Origin of the sequence: Streptomyces sp. NPDC050738 (genome assembly GCF_040654175.1) — a bacterium.
GTDB lineage: Bacteria > Actinomycetota > Actinomycetes > Streptomycetales > Streptomycetaceae > Streptomyces.
The window spans coordinates 410,082-428,235 of sequence record NZ_JBFAHN010000004.1 but is presented as its reverse complement, the minus strand read 5'-3'; the positions used below and the strand labels follow the sequence as shown (position 1 = coordinate 428,235).

The 18,154-nt window shown below is 70.5% G+C and carries 19 protein-coding genes; 14 read left to right on the top strand and 5 right to left on the bottom strand.

Annotated features, from left to right (window positions below):
- Positions 1 to 2: 2 nt before the first annotated feature.
- The 3 genes from AB0H78_RS13725 to AB0H78_RS13715 are packed head-to-tail and all read left to right on the top strand — an operon-like array spanning position 3 to position 2,804.
- Positions 3 to 1,229: a sensor histidine kinase gene (locus AB0H78_RS13725; protein WP_363234537.1), complete on the top strand. Its 1,227-nt coding sequence runs from the start codon at positions 3 to 5 to the stop codon at positions 1,227 to 1,229.
- Positions 1,226 to 1,867 (top strand): response regulator transcription factor, encoded by a 642-nt coding sequence (locus AB0H78_RS13720; RefSeq protein ID WP_363234536.1) that lies wholly within the window; start codon positions 1,226 to 1,228, stop codon positions 1,865 to 1,867. The genes AB0H78_RS13725 and AB0H78_RS13720 overlap by 4 nt, the downstream gene beginning before the upstream one ends.
- A gap of 46 nt (positions 1,868 to 1,913) precedes the next feature.
- On the top strand, positions 1,914 to 2,804 hold the full coding sequence (locus AB0H78_RS13715; RefSeq protein ID WP_363234535.1) for a pentapeptide repeat-containing protein: 891 nt from the start codon (positions 1,914 to 1,916) through the stop codon (positions 2,802 to 2,804).
- Positions 2,805 to 2,807: 3 nt separating this feature from the next.
- On the opposite strand, the gene AB0H78_RS13710 is transcribed toward AB0H78_RS13715, so the two are convergent.
- On the bottom strand, positions 2,808 to 3,578 hold the full coding sequence (locus tag AB0H78_RS13710; protein ID WP_363234681.1) for a methyltransferase domain-containing protein: 771 nt from the start codon (positions 3,576 to 3,578) through the stop codon (positions 2,808 to 2,810).
- Between the two features lie 188 nt (positions 3,579 to 3,766).
- Between AB0H78_RS13710 and AB0H78_RS13705 the strand changes: the two genes are divergently transcribed.
- From AB0H78_RS13705 to AB0H78_RS13695, 3 genes are all read left to right on the top strand, one after another.
- The gene (locus AB0H78_RS13705; RefSeq protein WP_363234534.1) at positions 3,767 to 4,249 is read left to right on the top strand and encodes a GNAT family N-acetyltransferase; all 483 of its coding nucleotides are present in this window, start codon (positions 3,767 to 3,769) and stop codon (positions 4,247 to 4,249) included.
- Positions 4,250 to 4,266: 17 nt separating this feature from the next.
- Positions 4,267 to 5,376 carry an FAD-dependent oxidoreductase gene (locus tag AB0H78_RS13700; RefSeq protein ID WP_363234533.1) on the top strand — a complete coding sequence of 370 codons (1,110 nt, stop codon included), beginning with the start codon at positions 4,267 to 4,269 and terminating at the stop codon, positions 5,374 to 5,376.
- A gap of 94 nt (positions 5,377 to 5,470) precedes the next feature.
- A complete protein-coding gene (locus tag AB0H78_RS13695; RefSeq protein ID WP_363234532.1) occupies positions 5,471 to 6,229 on the top strand; it encodes a hypothetical protein in 759 nt (252 codons plus the stop codon).
- 81 nt (positions 6,230 to 6,310) lie between these two features.
- Here AB0H78_RS13695 and AB0H78_RS13690 read toward each other — a convergent pair whose 3' ends face one another.
- On the bottom strand, positions 6,311 to 7,528 hold the full coding sequence (locus tag AB0H78_RS13690) for an amidohydrolase family protein (RefSeq protein WP_363234680.1): 1,218 nt from the start codon (positions 7,526 to 7,528) through the stop codon (positions 6,311 to 6,313).
- Between the two features lie 179 nt (positions 7,529 to 7,707).
- Here AB0H78_RS13690 and AB0H78_RS13685 point away from each other — a divergent pair, with 179 nt between their 5' ends.
- From AB0H78_RS13685 to AB0H78_RS13675, 3 genes are all read left to right on the top strand, one after another.
- Positions 7,708 to 10,668 (top strand): BTAD domain-containing putative transcriptional regulator, encoded by a 2,961-nt coding sequence (locus tag AB0H78_RS13685; RefSeq protein WP_363234678.1) that lies wholly within the window; start codon positions 7,708 to 7,710, stop codon positions 10,666 to 10,668.
- A gap of 214 nt (positions 10,669 to 10,882) precedes the next feature.
- On the top strand, positions 10,883 to 11,044 hold the full coding sequence (locus tag AB0H78_RS13680) for a hypothetical protein (RefSeq protein ID WP_363234531.1): 162 nt from the start codon (positions 10,883 to 10,885) through the stop codon (positions 11,042 to 11,044).
- 158 nt (positions 11,045 to 11,202) lie between these two features.
- Complete coding sequence (locus AB0H78_RS13675; protein WP_363234530.1) at positions 11,203 to 11,343, top strand: hypothetical protein; 141 nt, start codon at positions 11,203 to 11,205, stop codon at positions 11,341 to 11,343.
- 24 nt (positions 11,344 to 11,367) lie between these two features.
- On the opposite strand, the gene AB0H78_RS13670 is transcribed toward AB0H78_RS13675, so the two are convergent.
- Complete coding sequence (locus AB0H78_RS13670; protein WP_363234529.1) at positions 11,368 to 12,954, bottom strand: FadD3 family acyl-CoA ligase; 1,587 nt, start codon at positions 12,952 to 12,954, stop codon at positions 11,368 to 11,370.
- 69 nt (positions 12,955 to 13,023) lie between these two features.
- Here AB0H78_RS13670 and AB0H78_RS13665 point away from each other — a divergent pair, with 69 nt between their 5' ends.
- From AB0H78_RS13665 to AB0H78_RS13650, 4 genes are all read left to right on the top strand, one after another.
- Positions 13,024 to 14,172, top strand: a complete 1,149-nt coding sequence (locus AB0H78_RS13665; protein ID WP_363234528.1) for a lipid-transfer protein — start codon at positions 13,024 to 13,026, stop codon at positions 14,170 to 14,172.
- 7 nt (positions 14,173 to 14,179) lie between these two features.
- Positions 14,180 to 14,605 (top strand): OB-fold domain-containing protein, encoded by a 426-nt coding sequence (locus AB0H78_RS13660; RefSeq protein ID WP_363234527.1) that lies wholly within the window; start codon positions 14,180 to 14,182, stop codon positions 14,603 to 14,605.
- On the top strand, positions 14,602 to 15,372 hold the full coding sequence (locus AB0H78_RS13655) for an enoyl-CoA hydratase/isomerase family protein (protein WP_363234526.1): 771 nt from the start codon (positions 14,602 to 14,604) through the stop codon (positions 15,370 to 15,372). Before AB0H78_RS13660 ends, AB0H78_RS13655 begins: the two co-directional genes overlap by 4 nt.
- A gap of 123 nt (positions 15,373 to 15,495) precedes the next feature.
- A complete protein-coding gene (locus AB0H78_RS13650) occupies positions 15,496 to 15,663 on the top strand; it encodes a hypothetical protein (protein WP_363234525.1) in 168 nt (55 codons plus the stop codon).
- A gap of 12 nt (positions 15,664 to 15,675) precedes the next feature.
- Here the strand turns inward: AB0H78_RS13650 and AB0H78_RS13645 are convergent, their stop codons facing one another.
- Complete coding sequence (locus tag AB0H78_RS13645; protein WP_363234524.1) at positions 15,676 to 16,200, bottom strand: hypothetical protein; 525 nt, start codon at positions 16,198 to 16,200, stop codon at positions 15,676 to 15,678.
- A 49-nt stretch (positions 16,201 to 16,249) separates the two neighbouring features.
- Entirely contained in the window at positions 16,250 to 17,428 is a 1,179-nt protein-coding gene (locus tag AB0H78_RS13640) for a crosslink repair DNA glycosylase YcaQ family protein (RefSeq protein WP_363234523.1), read from the bottom strand.
- Between the two features lie 79 nt (positions 17,429 to 17,507).
- Between AB0H78_RS13640 and AB0H78_RS13635 the strand changes: the two genes are divergently transcribed.
- A complete protein-coding gene (locus AB0H78_RS13635) occupies positions 17,508 to 18,152 on the top strand; it encodes a hypothetical protein (protein ID WP_363234677.1) in 645 nt (214 codons plus the stop codon).
- Positions 18,153 to 18,154: the final 2 nt, after the last annotated feature.

Below are 18,154 nucleotides of genomic sequence, written 5' to 3'. Positions count from 1 at the left end.
GCATGACGAAATGGGTGGAGGCCGGCCGCCGGAACTTCTTCAGCGGCTCGGCCTTCGGCCCGGCTGCGGACCCGTTCTGGCTGGGCGCCCTGCGGCAGTGGCGGATCGTGATCTGGGTCCTGTTCGGCATCATGGCCGCGGGCCTGATGGTGCCGGGCCGACCGGGCGGGTACACGTACGGGGCGCTCGCGGTCCTGGCGGTCGTGGTCCTCGCGTACGCGGCGGTCGACCGCTACCCCGACAACCGCGTACTGCGCCCCCACGGCTACCTCCTGATCCTCTCTCTCGGCCTCGGCGCACTCGCGTACCTCGCGCACAACAGCTACGCGGCGCTGTTCATCGTGACGCTGCCGCACTTCTGGCTGTACGGCAGGACCATGGGCGTCACCTTGTCGTTCATGGGCCTGACGACCGCATTCACCCTGGTCGCGAACGGAATCCGGCAGAGCTGGAGCGCCAACTACGTGGCCTCCACGGTGGTCTCCACCCTCATCGTCGTCGCGGTGGGGGGCCTGATGGGTGTGTGGCTGCACGCGGTGGTGGGCCAGAGCAACGAACGGGCCCGCCTGCTCGCGGAGTTGAAGGAGACCCAGGCCGCGCTCTCCGAGGCGCACCAGCGCCAGGGCGCGGACGAGGAGCGGCAGCGGATCGCACGCGAGATCCACGACACGCTCGCGCAGGGCTTCGCGTCGATCATCGTGCACGCGGAAGCGGCGAGGTCAGGCCTGACCGCAGACCCGGCGACCAGCGTCCAGCAGCTCCGCTCGATCGAGAACACGGCACGCGAGAACCTCGCCGAGGCACGCGTCCTGGTCGGCTCGGAGCAGCACAGCAGACTCGCGGCGGGCACGGTGGCGCAGACGCTGCGCCGGACCCTGGACCGTTTCGCGGAGGACACGGGCCTGCTGGTCGACGCGGACCTGGCGGACGTCACCTGCGACCAGCCGACGCGCATCGCGCTCCTGCGCTGCACCCAGGAATCCCTGTCCAACATACGCAAACACGCGGCGGCCTCCACGGTGAGCGTGCTGCTCGTACAGGAGGCGCACGGCGTGGAGTTGGAGATCACCGACGACGGGAGAGGCTTCGTGTACGGCCGGGCGCAGGGCTTCGGCCTGGACGGCATGCGCAAGCGGCTGGCGGAGTTCGGCGGCGAACTGACGGTGACGAGTTCACTGGGCGACGGCACCAGGGTCCTGGCGATGATCCCCACGGAGGCAACGGCATGAGCGACCACGCGAAGCTCCGGATCATCGTGGTGGACGACCACACGGTGATGCGCGCAGGGGTGGTGGCCCTGCTCGCCGCCGAGCCCGGCATCGAGATAGTCGGCGAGGCGGGCGACGGCCGCGAGGCCCTGGACCTGGTGGAGAAACACGCCCCCGACGTGGCGCTGGTCGACCTCCGTATGCCGGTCCTCGACGGAGTCGCGACGACGACGGAGATCGTGGCACGCCACCCCGGGACCCGGGTGCTGATCCTGACGACGTACGACACGGACGCGGAGATCGAACGCGGCGTGGAGGCGGGCGCGATCGGCTACCTCCTCAAGGACACGACGCGCGAACAGCTGGTCGCGGCGATCCACGCGGCATCGAGGGGCGAGACGGTGCTCGCGCCGAGGGTGGCGGAACGCCTGGTGGCCAAGATGCGCCGGCCGGTACAAGTCCCGCTCACCGCACGCGAGTCGGACGTCCTGAACGCGGTGGCCGACGGCCTGACCAACGCGGAGATAGGCCGCCGCCTGGTGATCGCGGAGGCCACGGTGAAGACCCACCTCCTGCGCCTGTTCGCAAAGCTGGACGTGAACGACCGCACGCGTGCGGTGGTGGTCGCGCTGGACCGGGGACTGTTGCGGCGGGGGTGACGACACTCAAGCGTGCGGCTCCTGCGCCGGGGACATACTCCTGCGTATGAGACGCAGCCGGACGCGCGCACTGGTGCTTGCACTTCTGGCCGCCGTATTCGTCGGCTATGCCCTGCTGTTGTGGCAGGGCCCGTGGTGGCTGGACGGCGATCGGCTGCGTCACGCACAACTCCGCCCGGCCGACGGCGTGGTGATCACCGGATTCCGCACGACGCTGGTGGCGCTCGGCGCGGGTGCGGTGGCCGGGGCGGGCCTCTACTACACCGACCGTACGCTGCGGCACACCCGCGAACGGGACCGCGAGCAGGCCGAGATCGCACGGGACGGGCAGGTCACCAGCCGCTATGTGGAAGCGATCAAGCTGCTGGCGTCGGAACGTGCGGTCGAGCGTCTGGGCGCTCTCTACGCCCTGGAACGGATCATGAGGGACTCCGCCAAGGACCACCTCACCGTGGTCGAGGTCCTCGCCGCGTTCGTACGGGACCAGGCGTCGGTGGAGCCCGGCACGGAGCCGGCCCCGGCAGCGCAGCCGGAGGAGTCCGTCCAGGCCGCGTTGACGGTGCTGGGCAGAAGGCCCGTGGTGCAGGAACCCTTTCGGATAGACCTCCGGCGGACCGACCTGCGCGGAGCAGACCTTCAGGACGCCCGGCTGGAAGGTGTGCGCCTCGCAGGCGCACGCCTGGAGGGAGCCAACCTCATCGGCGCCCACCTGGAGAAGGCATGGATGAGGGAGACCCGCCTCGGCGACGCGTGGCTCAACCGCGCCCACCTCGAAGGGGCCTACCTGAGAGGGGCCGATCTCCGCGGCGCCACCCTCAAGGAGGCGCATCTCGCGGAGACCCGCCTGCTCGGCGCGGACCTGTCGACCGCGGTCGGCCTCACTGCGGAACAGGTGGACGAGGCGGTGCTCGACGCGGAGACAAGGCTCCCTCACTGAGGGTCAGGCGTCCCTCGCGAAGACGAGCACCTCCGTGGAGGCGACACCCATGGGTGCGAGGAAGCCGGCCTCCAGGGTGCAGCCGAGGCTGGCGAAGAGGTCCACGCAGGTCCGGCGCGGAATCGCGGCCGGGTAGGAGTCGTGTCCCGCGCCGCCCTGCGTCGCCCAGGCGCGTACCGCGGCCGGGTCCAGGCAGGTCTCCGTCATGACATCGAAGACGATCCTGCCGCCGGGCCGCGTGACCCGTGCCATCTCGAAGAAGTAGCGGGAGGCGCAGAGGAAGGTCACGCTGTTGAAGACCTTGTTCGCATGAACGAGATCGATGCTGCCGTCGGGTGTGGGGGCGAGACTGGATCCTTCGGTCGGTCGGGCGACCACGCCGAACGTGTTCACCAGGTAGTCGGCCCAGGGCGCCGCCGTCTCGTAGATCTCGTAGCGGCTCGGCGAACACTCCTTGAGCGTCTTCTCCAGGTACCGTCCGGACCCGGGGCCGATCTCCAGCACCGTGTCCGGGCCGGCGGCGTAGACACCGAGGGCACGGAGTTCATCGATGGTGGACTGGGTGGCGCCAGGTGTCCCGTTCACGACCTCGTCGATGTAGTCACCGACCGGCAGACCGGCCGCCCGGGCGGCCCGCATCGTTGCTTCGAACGGGATGAAGTCGTCGATGCCGCCGAGGTTGTTGGCGCTCCGCACGACGTCGAATCCAGTACGCCGCAAAAGCCGCTTGACCCCCGACTTCAACACTGATGTTCCCTTGTCTGCTGCCTTCATCACGTATGACCCCCCCAGGTCGTATCCGTCACAAGTTGTCAGGATAGGTTCGCCGACCCCGACGCGCAGCGGGACGGCGATTTAGCTGCACAACCGCCAAAACCGGTTCACGTCGCCGCAACCTCGCACCCGATATGGCGCAGGTTCGCAGGGGTCGTTGTCAGCGCCCTGGTCTAACGTCGTGAGGCATGAGCGATCAACACCATGAGGTCACCGTCCGCCGAGCTCAACTGCCTGATCTTGAGGGCCTGGTGGCGTCCAGCGGTGCGCTGTTCGCCGAGGATGCAGGGACGCGGGACCCGAGCATCAACATCAACTGGCCGCTGGAGGCCGGGCCTGAACGCTTCGCCGCGGGGATCGACGACCCGAGCAGGCTCACACTCGTCGCGGAGTCCGGCGGGCAGATCGTCGCTCACCTCACGGGGGCCGTGGCCGAGGCGACGGCGCGGCAGCCGGTCAAGGTCGCCACCTTGATGAGCCTGTACGTGCGCCCGGCCCACCGCAGTGGCGGGCTCGGAGTGCGGCTGGTGGAGCACTTCTCCGCCTGGGCGAAGGAAGCAGGCGCCGAACTGGCCGAGGTGACCGCGTATGCGAGCAACAGCCAGGCGATCCGCTTCTACGAGCGGAGCGGCTTCACGAGCCAGGCGGTGACGTTGCGCACCAACTTGTGACCGGGAAGGGAGCGTTCATGAGGTCGGAACGTGTTGCTGTCATCGGCGTGGGCATCCTCGGGGCCAGTGTCGGCTGGAACCTGGCCCGGCTCGGCGCGAGGGTGGTCTTCATCGACGCGGATCAGCCGGGCGAAGGCGTCACCAACTGGTCCTTCTCCTGGGTCAACGCCAGCAACAAGACCGTGCGCAGGTCCTACTTCGACCTGAACGTCGCGGGCATGGAGGCGTACCGGGAGCTCGCCCGGACCGTCGGGCAGCCGGATTCATGGTGGCACCCCAGTGGCCACCTGCGCTGGGCGGACGATCCCGCAGCGGAGGCGGGACTCCTCAAGACGGCTGCTCTACTGACCAGTTGGGACTATCAGACCGAAGTGCGCACGGGGGCCGAGGTGCGCCGCCGCCTCGAACCCGCGCTCGCCTTGCCCGACGCGGTCCCCGTCGTGTTCTACCCCGACGAGGCCTGGGTGCACGGGCGCCATCTCGTCGACCGGCTGGTCGGCCAGGCCGTCGCGGCCGGCGCCGAGCAGCGGTACGGCGCCGCGGTCCGGGACATCGGCACCCGTTCGGACGGAGGTATCCGGACGCTCACCCTGTCCGACGGCAGCAGTCTCGACGTCGACATCGTCGTGAACGCGGCAGGCCCCAGCGCCTCCCAGGTCGCGGGGCTCGTCGCACGGCACTTGCCGATGCGCCGGGAGCCTGGAGTGGTCACCCGGCTCGACTGCGCACAGGTCCCGGTCCACCGGGCCATGCACGCGCCGCACGTGGAGATCCGTCCCGACGGCGACGCTTCGGTGGTCCTCCACAGCCGCGAGATCGACGCCTTGATCGACACAGGCAAGGAGCCAGGGGAACTCGCGCTGTTGCTGCGCGAGTTGGCCGGGCAAGTGGTTCCCGACCTCGGCGACTCCCGCATCGCACGGACACGGGTGGCCAACCGGCCCATCCCGGCCGACGGGTTCCCCTCGGTAGGACCAGTGCCGTCCCTGCCGGGCTACTACGAAGCCGTCACCCACAGCGGCATCACGCTCGGTCCTGTCATCGGCCGACTACTCGCTTCGGAGATCCTCACCGGCAAGCGGGACGAGCTGCTTACGGACTTCCGCCCGGAGCGGTTCACCGCGTGACAGGTCTGCCCGCGCACCGAGCCCGCATTGTCAGTGCTCACCGCTACGGTGCGGCCTGAAAGCGAAGAGAAGAGCTGCACCCTGGGGAGGGTCTGTGGGAGCGAAGACAGGTCTGCTGGTCTACGCGGACGGGGACGTGGCCGCCGCGCTGCGTCAGGTGGGAGCCGCGGCCGAGGAGCCGACTTCTGCCCTGATGGAGCGGCTCTACCCGGGTTGGGAGATCGAGAGGAGCGCGGGTTCGAACCTGTCCGATGGCGTCTACCCGCCTGACGGGACCGCCTACGCGGCCAGCTGGCCCGGCCTGGAGATCGTCTGCGATCGGCGGGTGATGATCGACTGTCCGTCGCAGTTGCCTGACCACTTGGTCGCCGCCGGCGCCGGCCGGCGTCTGGTCCTCCACGCCATGCACAGCGTCATCGACTGCCTCGCCTTCGCCGTGTGGGAAGACGGGCACCTCGTCCGCTCGCTGAGCGTGTCCCCGGAGCACGGCATCATCGAGAACATCGGCGAACCGCTCCCCTTCGAACTTCCCTACTGGGCCGGTGACCGACCCGCGGAGATCATTCCCTGGCCGGGCGAGGAGGACGAGCCGTACGCGCTCCCGTTCCACCCGCTGGACTTCGGCGAAGACGCGCTGCGGGCGCTCTGCGGGTTCATCCAGGAAGGCATGCCCGACCCCGACGACATCGATGCGTACAGCATTCAACTCCACGGCTTCCGGGTGCAGGACCCGCACGGTCCCAGCCCCGAAGAGCGCGAAGCCGAGCTCAAGAGAGCCGTGGAAGCCATGGGTCCGCCGCGCGTCTACACCATGGGCCCCGACGGCACGCTGATCGAGACCGACTTCCCGTAGGCGCACCTCGCTTCCGCACGTGGCGCGCTGCCTGCGCAGGCAGCGCGCCACGTGCACGACTCGCAGCGGCAGCAGCAGCGGTCAGCCCGCCCAGAGCCCTTCCCCCGTGAGTCCCAGCAGCTCGATCGCGTTGCCGCGCACGATCTGGTCGACCACGTCCCCGGACAGGTGGCCCATCTGCGACTCGCCGACCTCCTTCGACTTCGGCCACGTCGAGTCGGAGTGCGGGTAGTCCGTCTCGTACAGGACGTTGCCGACTCCGATCGCGTCCAGGTTCTTCAGGCCGAAGGCGTCGTCGAAGAAGCAGCCGTACACGTGCTCCGCGAAAAGCTCCGACGGCGGGCGGTGCACCTTGTCCGCCACTCCGCCCCAGCCGCGGTTCTCCTCCCAGACCACGTCCGCGCGCTCCAGGATGTACGGGATCCAGCCGATCTGGCCCTCCGCGTACATGATCTTCAGGTTCGGGAAGCGCTCGAACTTGCCGCTCATCAGCCAGTCGACCATCGAGAAGCAGCAGTTGGCGAAGGTGATCGTCGAGCCGACCGCGGGCGGTGCGTCCGCCGACGTCGACGGCATCTTCGAGGACGAGCCGATGTGCATCGCGATCACCGTCCCCGTCTCGTCGCACGCCTGCAGGAAGGGGTCCCACTCGTCGCCGTGGACGGACGGAAGTCCCAAATGCGGCGGTATCTCGGAGAAGGCGACCGCCCGCACCCCCCGCGCCGCGTTCCTGCGCACCTCCGCCGCCGCCAGCCGGGCGTCCCACAGCGGTACGAGGGTGAGCGGGATCAGCCGGCCCTGGGCCAGCGGGCCGCACCACTCGTCCACCATCCAGTCGTTGTACGCACGGACGCCGAGCAGCCCCAGTTCCCGGTCCTTGGCCTCCGTGAAGGTCTGGCCGCAGAAGCGCGGGAAGGTCGGGAAGCAGAGCGCCGACTGGACGTGGTTCACGTCCATGTCCGCCAGCCGCTCGGGCACCGAGAAGGAGCCCGGGCGCATCTGCTCGTACGTGATGACTTCGAGGCGTATCTCGTCCCTGTCGTAGCCCACCGCCGTGTCCAGGCGCGTCAGCGGCCGGTGCAGGTCCTCGTACACCCACCAGTCCCCGATCGGGCCTTCGTCGCCCTTCGCGCCCATGACCGGCGCGAACTTGCCTCCCAGGAAGGTCATTTCCTTCAAGGGGGCGCGGACGATCCGCGGACCGATGTCCTTGTACTTGGACGGGAGCCGGTCCCGCCAGACGTTGGGGGGCTCAACCGTGTGGTCGTCCACCGAGATGATCTTCGGGAAGGTCTCCATGGCGTTCATGCGCCCCACGGTAGACCCAATCTGACGAACCGTCAGCTCCCTTGGCGTGGGCAAGTACCAGGGAGACCTTGTGCAGAGCGTCACCTGGTGCTGACGGACCTGCCATGAACAAGGCAAACTGGCACATGCAGATGAGCAGTGCCAAGCAGTACGGGGCGCAGGGGGCAGCCATGGACCGTGACAGCGGGCCGCGCGTACCGGAGCAGCGGGCTCCGGAGCAGGCCGGGCAGGACCGGAGCACGGTCGCGCGCTTCAGCGTGCTCGGACCCGTACGGGCCTGGCGCGGCGAAGAGGCGCTGCCCTCCGGGTCCCCGCAGCAACGCGCCCTGCTCACCGCCCTCCTCCTGCGCAACGGCCGCACCGCGACCGCCGCCGAGCTGATCGACGCGATCTGGGGCGAGGAACCGCCGTCGCAGGCCCTCGCAGCAGTACGCACCTACGCCTCGCGCCTGCGCAAGATCCTCGGCACCGGCGTCCTGGTCAGCGAGGCCGGCGGGTACGCGATCCGTGCCACCGCGCGCACCCTCGACCTGACCGCCGCCCAGGAACTGGCCGCCGCAGCCGAGAAGTCGGCAGCCTCCGGCGACCGCTGCAAGGCCCGCGACCGGTTCAACGAGGCGCTCGCCCTCTGGGACGGCGAGCCGCTCGCCTCCATCCCCGGCCCGTACGCCGAAACGCAGCGCACCCGCCTCTCCGAATGGCGGCTCCAGCTCACCGAATCGCGCCTCGACCTGGACCTGGAGGTCGGCTGCCACGCGGAGGCCATCTCCGAACTGACCGCGCTCACCGCGGCCCACCCCCTGCGCGAACGCCTCCGCGAGCTCCTGATGCTCGCCCTGTACCGCAGCGGCCGCCAGGCCGAGGCGCTCGCCGTGTACGCGGACACCCGCCGCCTCCTCGCCGACGAGCTCGGCGTCGACCCGCGACCCGAACTCGCCCGCCTCCAGCAGCGCATCCTGCAGGCCGACGAGGACCTGGCCCGCCCGGCCGAAGCCCCTGCCACACCCGCCCCCGTGGCGGTTCGCCCCGCGCAACTCCCGGCCACCGTGCCTGACTTCACGGGCCGCGGCTCCTTCGTACGCGAGCTCGGCGACCGCCTGGCCACCGCCGAGGGCCGCGTCATGGCGGTCTCCGCGGTCGCCGGGATCGGCGGCGTCGGCAAGACGACCCTCGCCGTCCACGTGGCCCACGCCGCCCGCGCCCACTTCCCCGACGGCCAGCTCTACATCGACCTCCAGGGCGCCGGAAACCGCGCCGCCGAACCGGAGACCGTCCTGGGCTCCTTCCTCCGCGCACTGGGTACGGCGGACTCCGCGATCCCCGACTCCCTCGACGACCGCGCGGCCCTCTACCGCTCCACCCTCGACGGCCGCCGCGTCCTGGTCCTCCTCGACAACGCCCGCGACGCCGCCCAGATCCGCCCGCTGCTCCCCGGCACGACAGGCTCGGCGGCGCTGGTCACGAGCCGGGCCCGTATGGTCGACCTGGCGGGCGCGCACCTCGTCGACCTGGACGTCATGTCCCCCGAGGAAGCCCTCCAGCTCTTCACGAAGATCGTCGGGGACGAGCGGGTCAACTCCGAGCGCCAGGCGGCCCTGGACGTGGTGGCGGCCTGTGGCTTCCTCCCGCTCGCCATCCGTATCGCGGCGTCCCGCCTCGCGGCCCGCCGCACCTGGACGGTCTCGGTCCTCGCGGCGAAGCTCGCCGACGAGCGCCGCCGCCTTGACGAACTCCAGGCGGGCGACCTCGCCGTCAAGGCCACCTTCGAGCTCGGCTACGGCGCCCTGGAGCCCCAACAGGCCCGCGCCTTCCGCCTCCTGGGCCTGGCCGACGGCCCGGACATCTCCCTCGCGGCGGCAGCGGCGGTGCTCGACCTGCCCGCGCAGGAGGCCGAGGACATCCTCGAATCCCTGGTGGACACGAGCCTCCTGGAGTCGGCGGCCCCCGGCCGCTACCGCTACCACGACCTGGTGCGCCTCTACGCGCGTGCATGCGCGGAGCGCGACGAACAGCCCCCGGTGGAGCGGGAATTGGCACTGTCCCGGCTCCTGGACTTCTATCTCTCGACGGCTTCGCGGGTGTACGGCATCGAGCGCCCCGGCGACCGCCTGGTGGACCACCTGGAGCCGACGTCGTACGACGGTCTGACCTTCACGGACCGGCACGACGCGCAGGACTGGCTGTACTCGGAGGCCATCTCCCTGCTCGCCTGCGTACGCCAGTCGACGGGACCCGCGACCCTGCGCCGGTCCGTCGACCTGCTCTGGGCAGCCCTTGACCTGGCCGAGTCCGGCGCCAACTCCAAGGCGTACGAGACCGTCGCGACCGTCCTGCGCGACGCCGCGCGCGACGCCGGCGACCCGCGCGCCGAGGCGCGGGCCGTCATCACCCTCGCCTACGGCCACCACGTGGCAGGCCGCTTCGACCAGGGCGGCCGCGAGGCACAGGAGGCGTGCCGCCTCGCCGAGGGCACCCAGGACCCGATGGCCATGTGCTGGGCGGTGAACATCAGCGGCGCGATGGCCTTCTACCAGAACCGCTCCGAGGAGGGCGCGGAGTACTTCGCCCGCGCCGTGGAGGGCTTCCGCGCATGCGGGGACCTGGCGGGCGAGGCGAGCGCGCTGTGCAACCTCTCGCGGCTGCGCCTGGCGATGGGAGACGTCGACAGCGCCGTCGAACTCGCCCGGCAGGGCTCGGAGATGTACGACCGCATGGGTCACGCGCTCAAGGGCGCCAACGGCCGGTACGCGCTCGGACTCGCCCTCACCCAGAGCGGCAGGCTCGCCGACGCGGCGGAGAGGCTCAGGGAAGCCCTGGAGGTCTTCCGCGACAGCCGGCAGCGCCTGTGGGAGGGCATGACGCTCTTCCGCCTCGCCGAGGTGGACCTCGCCGCCCGCCGCCCCGCCCAGGCCGCGGCCAGCGCGGAGATGGCCCTGACGCTCCTGCGGGACATCGGCGGGGAGTGGCGGCGCGGGAACGTGCTGACCGTCCTCGGCCGGGCGCTGTCCGGCATCGGCCAGTCCGGCCGCGCCCGGGTCTGCTGGCAGGAGGCGCTGTCCGTGTTCGAGGAGCTGAAGTCCCCCGAGGCGGACGACGTACGCACACTGCTGGCACCTGCCGCAGTGGCGTGATGCCCGTCACACCAGGGCGTTCATCGTTCGTTTATCCCGACCCGGCAGTCTCTGACCTGTCGAACCGTCGCGTCGGGGGGCAGACGGATCGGCGAGTGGCCGTGGCCTTAGGGTGAGCGGCCCGGAGACGGCCCGCTCGGCAGTCCACGGGGGAGTTGCCGGGCGGGCCTTCCCGACCCATCACAAGCAGCCAGCCATCTATCAGGAGTTGACGATGAGCGAGACGCCAGGAACCGACCCGGTGGTCGACCCGGACAACATCCACGTCACGGATGCGAAGGCCGACGACCTGTCGACGGACAACATCCACGTCACGGGCGGCAAGGACGGCGAGACGTCGACGGACAACATCCACGTCACGGACAAGCCCGCCTGACCTGAACTTTCACGACGGGGTACGGGGTACGGGGGAGGAGCGGCCGCGGTGGCCCGGAGGGGGAGCCACCGCGGCCGCTTCATGTCCGCATGCATCCGCGCCGCACCGCACTGCACTGCACTGCACGCCGACCGATCCACCCCTCCGAGGGAGCCGAAATGACCCGCACCAAGAGGTTCTTCATCACCGCCGCCCTCGTGGTGGCCGCAGCGGCAGCAACCGCGACGCCCGCCCTGGCCGACCACCACGCGACCGTGTCGCCCGGGACCGTGGCACCCGCGAACATCCACATCACCTGAGGCACATCACCTGAGGCGCTCGCCTCACGCCCGCGCCCTGAGCGCCCCCTTGACCACCTTCCCGCTCGCGTTGCGCGGGAGCTCCGACACGAACTCCACGTCCCTGGGGACCTTGTAGTTCGCCATCTCGCGCCGCGACCACGCGATCAGGTCGTCCGAGGTGAGCGTCGAGCCCGGCCGCCGTACGGCATACGCCCGCCCGACCTCTCCGAGCCGCGGATCCGGTACGCCGATCACCGCCACGTCCGCCACATCCGGGTGCAGGCCAAGCAGTTGCTCTATCTCCGCCGGGTAGGCGTTGAAGCCGCCGACGATGAACATGTCCTTGATCCGGTCGGTGATCCGGAGGTTGCCGGACGCGTCCAGTACGCCGACGTCGCCCGTCCGCAGCCAGCCGTCCGCCGTGATCGCCTTCGCCGTCTCGGCCGGGTCCTCGTAGTACCCCTGCATGACGTTGAAGCCCCGCACCAGCACCTCGCCGGGCTTCCCCACCTCCGCCTCCACCCGCACCTCCGTGTCCGGGATCGCGCGGCCCGAGGTCGAGGAGATGACCTCCGCCTCGTCGCCTCTGCGGCACATCGTGACGATGCCCGATGCCTCGGAGAGGCCGTACGCCGTCAGGACCGTGGCGATGTGCAGTTCGCTGCGCAGGCGCTCGACGAGCTGGAGCGGGACCACCGCCGCGCCCGTCACCACCAGGCGCAGGGCGCTCAGGTCGTGGGACGCGCGGTTCGGGTGGTCCAGGAGCGACTGGTGGAGCGTGGGCGGGCCCGGCAGGACCGAGATGCGCTCCGCCGCGATGTTGGCGAGCGCCGTGTCCACGTTGAAGACCGGCTGCGGGACCATCGTCGCACCGCGCATCAGGCAGGCGATGATGCCCGCCTTGTAGCCGAAGGTGTGGAAGAAGGGGTTGATGATCAGGTAGCGGTCGCCTTCGCGCAGGCCGGCCAGGTCGGACCAGATCTCGTAGCCGCGCAGGGTCTGGGCGTGCGTGATCACCGCACCCTTGGGGCGGCCCGTGGTGCCCGAGGTGTAGACGATGTCCGAGGGGTCGGAGGAGACGATCGCCTCCGTACGGTCGCGGACCTCCGCCGCCTTCACCTCGTCGCCCGCCGCGAGGAAGTCCTTCCACGTACGGAAGTCGGCAGGGGCGTCGTCCGCCAGGACCACCACCTCCTCCAGGTGCGGCAGCCCCGGGAGCGGGCCGCCGGAGCCCTCGCCCTCCGCCGCGGCGCGGCGCAGGGACGCCACGTACGACGTCCCGAGGAAGGTCCCCGTGATGAACAGCAGCTTCGCGCGGCTCTGTTGGAGGACGTACGCCGCCTCCGTGCCCTTGAAGCGGGTGTTGAGCGGGACGAGCACCGCGCCCGCCGTCACCGCGCCGAGCGCCGAGACGATCCAGTCGAGGGTGTTGGGGGCCCAGACCGCGACCCGGTCGCCCGGTTCGATGCCGCGCGCCACGCAGGCCGCGGCCGCGCGCTCCACGCGCGCGCCGAGTTCCGCGTACGAGATCCGGGTGCGGCCCTCGACGACCGCCTCCCGATCCCCGTAGCGTTCGGCGGCATACCGGACCAGCCCGGGGATGGTTCCCCACTGCAAGTCGCCGCGCATCGCAAGCCTCCCTTACCCGCCCCGCACCAGTAGCTGACTATCCGTCAGATTAGCTGTAACCTCCCGCCCATGGCGACCCTCAAGGATGCGACAGCAATAGTCGGGATAGGCCAGACCCCCTTCGCGAAACGTCTCCCCGAGTCGGAGAAGACCCTCGCCTGCAGGGCGATCCTCGCCGCGCTGGAGGACGCGGGGATAGCACCCTCCGAGGTGGACGGCTTCGCCTCGTACACCATGGAGGAGACCGACGAGGTCGAGGTCGCCAAGGCGATAGGCGCAGGTGACGTCACCTTCTTCTCCAAGATCGGCTACGGCGGCGGCGGTTCGTGCGCGACCGTGGGACACCTCGCGTCGGCCATCGCGACCGGGCAGGCGAGCGTGGGCATCGCCTGGCGCTCACGCAAGCGCGGCAGCGGACCAAGGCCCTGGAAGAACACGGCGGTTCAGCTCCCGACCCCCGGCCAGTGGACCCGCCCCTTCGGCCTCCTGCGCCCTGCGGACGAGATCGGGATGCTGGCCCGCCGCTACATGCACGAGTACGGCGCGACCCGCGACCACCTCTTCAACGTCGCGCTCGCCTGCCGCAACCGGGCCAACCAGAATCCGGCCGCGATGATGTACGAGCGCCCGATGACCCGCGAGAGCTATATGAACTCCCGCTGGATCAGCGACCCGCTCTGCCTCTTCGACAACTGCCTCGAAACAGACGGGGCGTTGGCGTGTGTCATCGTCTCCGCCGAGCGCGCCCGCGACTGCCGCCAGAAGCCGGTGTACGTCCACTCCGCCGCCCAGGGCCTGCCCTCCCAGCACCACGGCATGGTCAACTACTGGAACGACGACCCGCTCACCGGCCCCGCCTGGACCGCCGCCCGACACCTGTGGAAACAGGCCGACTTCGGCCCCGAGGACGTCGACGTGGCCCAGATCTACGACGCGTTCACCCCGCTCATCCCCCTCTCCCTGGAGGGCTACGGCTTCTGCGGACGCGGCGAAGGCGCCTCCTTCACCGAGGGCGGCGCGCTGGAGATCGGCGGCCGGCTGCCCATCAACACGAGCGGCGGCGGTCTGAGCGAGGCGTACGTACACGGCTTCAACCTCATCACCGAGGGCGTCAAGCAGCTGCGCGGCGTCTCCACGGCGCAGGTCCCGGACGCCGCGACCTGCCTGGTCACCGCCGGTGAGGGTGTGCCGACTTCCGCCATTCTCCTGAGGAGTTGAGGTCACGATGCTCAAGCCAGTCACCGACGACGACGGCGCCCCCTTCTGGGAGTACGCCGCCCAGGGCGAACTCCGCGTCCAGGAGTGCACCGAGTGCAACGAACTCCGCTTCCCGCCCCGCCCCTGCTGCCCCCGCTGCCAGTCCTTCGAGAGCGACTGGCGCCTGATGAGCGGGCGCGCACGGATCTGGTCGTACGTCTTCCCGCATCCGCCGCTGCTCCCGGAGTACGCGGAGATGGCCCCGTACAACGCGGTCGTCGTCGAGCTCGCCGAAGCCCCGCAGATCCGCCTGGTGGGGAACGTGGTCACGGAGGCGGGCGCGCGGCTCGACTCGGTGGACCCAGGAAAGCTCCGCATCGGGGCGCGCGTGCACGTCGCCTTCGCCGAGGTCGAGGGCACCACCGTGCCGCAGTGGCTGCTGGAGCGGCCATGAGCATCCTGGTCCAGCAGTTCAAGGAGACGGGCGTCGCGGTCGTCACGATCGACCGCCCGCAGAAGCTGAACGCGATCGATCTGACGACCGCGAGCGAACTGGGCGCGATCTGGCGGCAGTTCAGGTTCGACGACAGCGTGCGGGCGGTCGTCCTGACGGGCTCCGGCGAGAAGGCTTTCTGCACGGGGATCGACCGGGGCGCGGAGGTGCCGCAGCCTCCGTCCCCGTACACGATCGACGATCCGCTGCTCACCATCGGACCGAAGTCCCAGGATCTGTGGAAGCCGGTGATCGCGGCGGTGCGCGGGATCGCGTGCGGCGGGGCGTTCTATCTGCTGGGCGAGGCGGAGTTCGTGGTGGCGGGGGAATCCGCGACCTTTTTCGACCCGCATACGACGTACGGCATGGTCAGCGCGTACGAGGCCATGTACATGGCCCAGCGGATGCCGTTCGGGGAAGTGGCCCGGATGTCGCTGATGGGGACGGCGGAGCGGGTGTCGGCGCGACGGGCGTACGAGGTGGGCCTGGTCAGCGAGTTGACCTCGGACGGTGAGGAGGAGGCGGCGGCGGTGCGGTGCGCGGAGACGATCGCGTCGTATCCGACGGAGGCGGTGCAGGGAACGGTGCGGGCACTGTGGGCGGCGAAGGCGGCGACGCGGGCGGCGGCGACCGCCCAGGCGCCGCTGCTGATCGGGCTCGGCAATGCGACGGGGGCGGCGCAGGCGGAGCTGTTCGGGGGGCGGGGGCGGGAGTTCAGGCTGCGATAGGGGTAGAGCCCTGCAGACCTCCCACAGGCTGTCCCCGTCACCGTCACCGGACTACCGTCGGACGCATGAAGGTCCGCCACAAGGCCCGAGCCGTCCACGATCGGCCCCGCCGGCGAGTTCACCATGGACCTGGACCGCCGCCACGGCCCCGGGCTCCTCGACCCCGATACCGGCATCTACGAGCCGGTACGCGTCGCACTCGATGCACCGGCCACGACCGGGCTGCATCTCCAGCCGGAGGAACTCGCCGTCTACGTACGCGATCGCGCCGAGGCGTGGTGCGCCCGGTAGTCGGCGCCTCACCTACCCGACCCGCTCCAGCGACTCCACCGCGCAGGTGGCGACCTGTCCCGCCTTCGAAGGCGTACCCATCGGCACCATCAGCACCCCGGCCCCGCCGGGGAACCGCACGTCCAGCGTCGCCGCACCCCGGTCCACCACCCCACCACTCGCACTGCGGAAGACCATCCGCACCCGGTAGCGAACCGAGTCTCCGTACTTGTCCTCCGACCGCTGCCGCACCGTGACCTTCACGGCAGCCTTGGTGTCCGCCTTCTGCACGCACGAAATCACCGTCGCGGAGTCTTCCGCAGACGCGGACGGCGTCGGCGTCGGCGTCGGCGTCGGCGTGCTCCGGTACGTACTGCCCCCGGATGAAGACGAGTTGTAGTTGTCGTCATCGTCGTAGTCATGGTGTGTCGTACGGCTCTTCGAGCTGTGACACCCGCCCCCGCCCGAACTGTGTCCGTGCTTCTTGCTCGAGAAACCGGTCAGCGCAAGCACCACCGCCACCAGAACAGCCCCGAATTTCACGCGTCGCAGCAACATGCCGTGTCCTCCCCCGTCCCCGTTGTCGGCGACACCCTAGCGGCGCGAACTACCGCATCCCAACCCGGAGTTCGGCGACTCTCGGCGCACGGCTCTTGGGCGAATCCAGGCTGAAGCTCCGCGCATCACCCAGTTCGTCCCGTACAAAAGCCGCAGTCTCCGCCACCGCCTTCCGCAGCGCCGCGTCGGGCTCGACGAACGCCTGCCACACGATCTCCTCCGCCTCCACGTCGTACTCCCACAGCCCCACCAGCCGCCCCCGGTCCACGATCATGTGCGCGGGCGCATCCGCGAGCCCGCCCAGCGACCGCTTCAGGAACGTCCGCTCGCCGTCCGCCGCATCCAGCAGTCGCCCCAAGTCCCGGTGCAGCAGGTGGATCCCGTCGATTCCGGCGAGCAGCGCGTACCGGGGCTTCTTCGGCCGTACGTAGGCACGGAACTCCTCCTCCCATTCCCCCGGGAGCAGCAACCCACCTCCCACGTCCACGAGTTCGAGCCCCGCCACCGCCGCCTTCGCCACCGCCGCGGTGAACCCGCTGAACCAGCGGAAGTGCGCGAGCGAGGCGGGCGCGGCCCACGCGAAGTACCGGCGTGCCAGTTCCGCCTGCGCTTCCTCCGCCCCCAGCAGGCCCAGGTCCAGGCCCCAGCGCACATAGCCGTACCGCTGCTGGTCGAGCCGTCCGTTCACGGGGACGCGGCGGATCTCGCCCCGCGCCTGGAGGCGGCCCAGCGCCAGGGGCAGCGTCGTGGAGAGGCCGCGCTTCTTGCCGGCCTCGCCCAGGGCGCGCACCTCGTCGCCCAGCGCGGTCCTGATCGCGGCGGGCAGCATCGGCGTCTCCCCCAGCGCCCCGACCACCGCCGCGCACAGCGCATCCACCTCGGCGGCCGTCACGCCCAGATGCTTGGCCGCCGCCTTGATGTCTCCCTCCGGCGCCCCGGCACCCACCGCGAGACCCAGCGCGAAGTCCCCGGCCGGCAGGACATACGTACAGCCACGCGCCGACGGCAGCTCGTGCACCGCGAGCGCCGCGACGGCCGCGTCCACCGCCTCCCGCCCGGCCCCGCAACGTGCGTACAGCCCGAGATAGGGGCCCGAACCCCCGACCGACCTGGCCCAGCCGGTCGCTGCGAGCACTTCCTCCGGCTGCGCACCCCGCAGGCTTCCGTCAAGCCCCTGCCGGTGGGCCCACCAGGCCCGCAGCCGCTCAGCCGTCACTTTCTCCGCCATGGGCCCCATAATCGCCGCCTCGCGGGGTACCCGCACCCCGCGTAACGTCGTGATCAAGAGCTGCCCCTGGAGGCTGATGATGATCCGCAACGTCCTCGGCTCGGCCGTGGCTCTGATTGGCGCGGCGGCCGCCGTATACAGCCCCTTCCAAGCTTGGTACGACGGCCGCCACGGCAGCGCGTACCGGATCCAGGACCTTTTCGGCGGCATCACGACCGTCAAGTCGTCCATCGCCGGATCGATCCTGCTGCCCTTCGCCTTCGCGGCCCTCGTAGCCCTGGCCGGTGTGGTGTTCCGCTCCCGGCTGCTCGTGGCCTTCGCCGGGGTGGTCACGCTGGGCTTCGCGATCCTGTGGATGGTGCAGATGTACCAGGTGGAGAGCAGCCTCGCCCTCAGCTCGGACGGATCGGGCCTGGGTCAGGGCGTCGCGAACGCCGTGGGCGGCGGCGTCTGTCTGCTCCTCGGCGCGGCCCTGATGAGCGGCCGCGGCAGCAGCCGTACGCAGCACGCGCCGGTGTACGCACCCGAGCCGGAGCCCGCGTCGTATCCCGGCCCCGAGCCGACCTACGCCCAGAACGAGCCGTCGTACACCCAGAACGAGGCAGGCGACACCGCCACCTTCAGCTCCCGCGACCTGCCCCCGGAGCTGACGGACCCGGACCCGCAGCCGTCGGCCGACACCCAGACCCAGCCCCAGCAGTGGTCGCCCCGCAAGAACGGCTGACC

Bases quoted from the DNA above. Each gene is read 5' to 3' on its own strand.
- AB0H78_RS13725 (WP_363234537.1), top strand. From the start codon at position 3: ATGACGAAATGGGTGGAGGCCGGCCGCCGGAACTTCTTCAGCGGCTCG.
- AB0H78_RS13720 (WP_363234536.1), top strand. From the start codon at position 1,226: ATGAGCGACCACGCGAAGCTCCGGATCATCGTGGTGGACGACCACACG.
- AB0H78_RS13715 (WP_363234535.1), top strand. From the start codon at position 1,914: ATGAGACGCAGCCGGACGCGCGCACTGGTGCTTGCACTTCTGGCCGCC.
- AB0H78_RS13710 (WP_363234681.1), bottom strand. From the start codon at position 3,578: ATGAAGGCAGCAGACAAGGGAACATCAGTGTTGAAGTCGGGGGTCAAG.
- AB0H78_RS13705 (WP_363234534.1), top strand. From the start codon at position 3,767: ATGAGCGATCAACACCATGAGGTCACCGTCCGCCGAGCTCAACTGCCT.
- AB0H78_RS13700 (WP_363234533.1), top strand. From the start codon at position 4,267: ATGAGGTCGGAACGTGTTGCTGTCATCGGCGTGGGCATCCTCGGGGCC.
- AB0H78_RS13690 (WP_363234680.1), bottom strand. From the start codon at position 7,528: ATGGAGACCTTCCCGAAGATCATCTCGGTGGACGACCACACGGTTGAG.
- AB0H78_RS13685 (WP_363234678.1), top strand. From the start codon at position 7,708: ATGGACCGTGACAGCGGGCCGCGCGTACCGGAGCAGCGGGCTCCGGAG.
- AB0H78_RS13680 (WP_363234531.1), top strand. From the start codon at position 10,883: ATGAGCGAGACGCCAGGAACCGACCCGGTGGTCGACCCGGACAACATC.
- AB0H78_RS13675 (WP_363234530.1), top strand. From the start codon at position 11,203: ATGACCCGCACCAAGAGGTTCTTCATCACCGCCGCCCTCGTGGTGGCC.
- AB0H78_RS13670 (WP_363234529.1), bottom strand. From the start codon at position 12,954: ATGCGCGGCGACTTGCAGTGGGGAACCATCCCCGGGCTGGTCCGGTAT.
- AB0H78_RS13665 (WP_363234528.1), top strand. From the start codon at position 13,024: ATGGCGACCCTCAAGGATGCGACAGCAATAGTCGGGATAGGCCAGACC.
- AB0H78_RS13660 (WP_363234527.1), top strand. From the start codon at position 14,180: ATGCTCAAGCCAGTCACCGACGACGACGGCGCCCCCTTCTGGGAGTAC.
- AB0H78_RS13655 (WP_363234526.1), top strand. From the start codon at position 14,602: ATGAGCATCCTGGTCCAGCAGTTCAAGGAGACGGGCGTCGCGGTCGTC.
- AB0H78_RS13650 (WP_363234525.1), top strand. From the start codon at position 15,496: ATGGACCTGGACCGCCGCCACGGCCCCGGGCTCCTCGACCCCGATACC.
- AB0H78_RS13645 (WP_363234524.1), bottom strand. From the start codon at position 16,200: ATGTTGCTGCGACGCGTGAAATTCGGGGCTGTTCTGGTGGCGGTGGTG.
- AB0H78_RS13640 (WP_363234523.1), bottom strand. From the start codon at position 17,428: ATGGCGGAGAAAGTGACGGCTGAGCGGCTGCGGGCCTGGTGGGCCCAC.
- AB0H78_RS13635 (WP_363234677.1), top strand. From the start codon at position 17,508: ATGATCCGCAACGTCCTCGGCTCGGCCGTGGCTCTGATTGGCGCGGCG.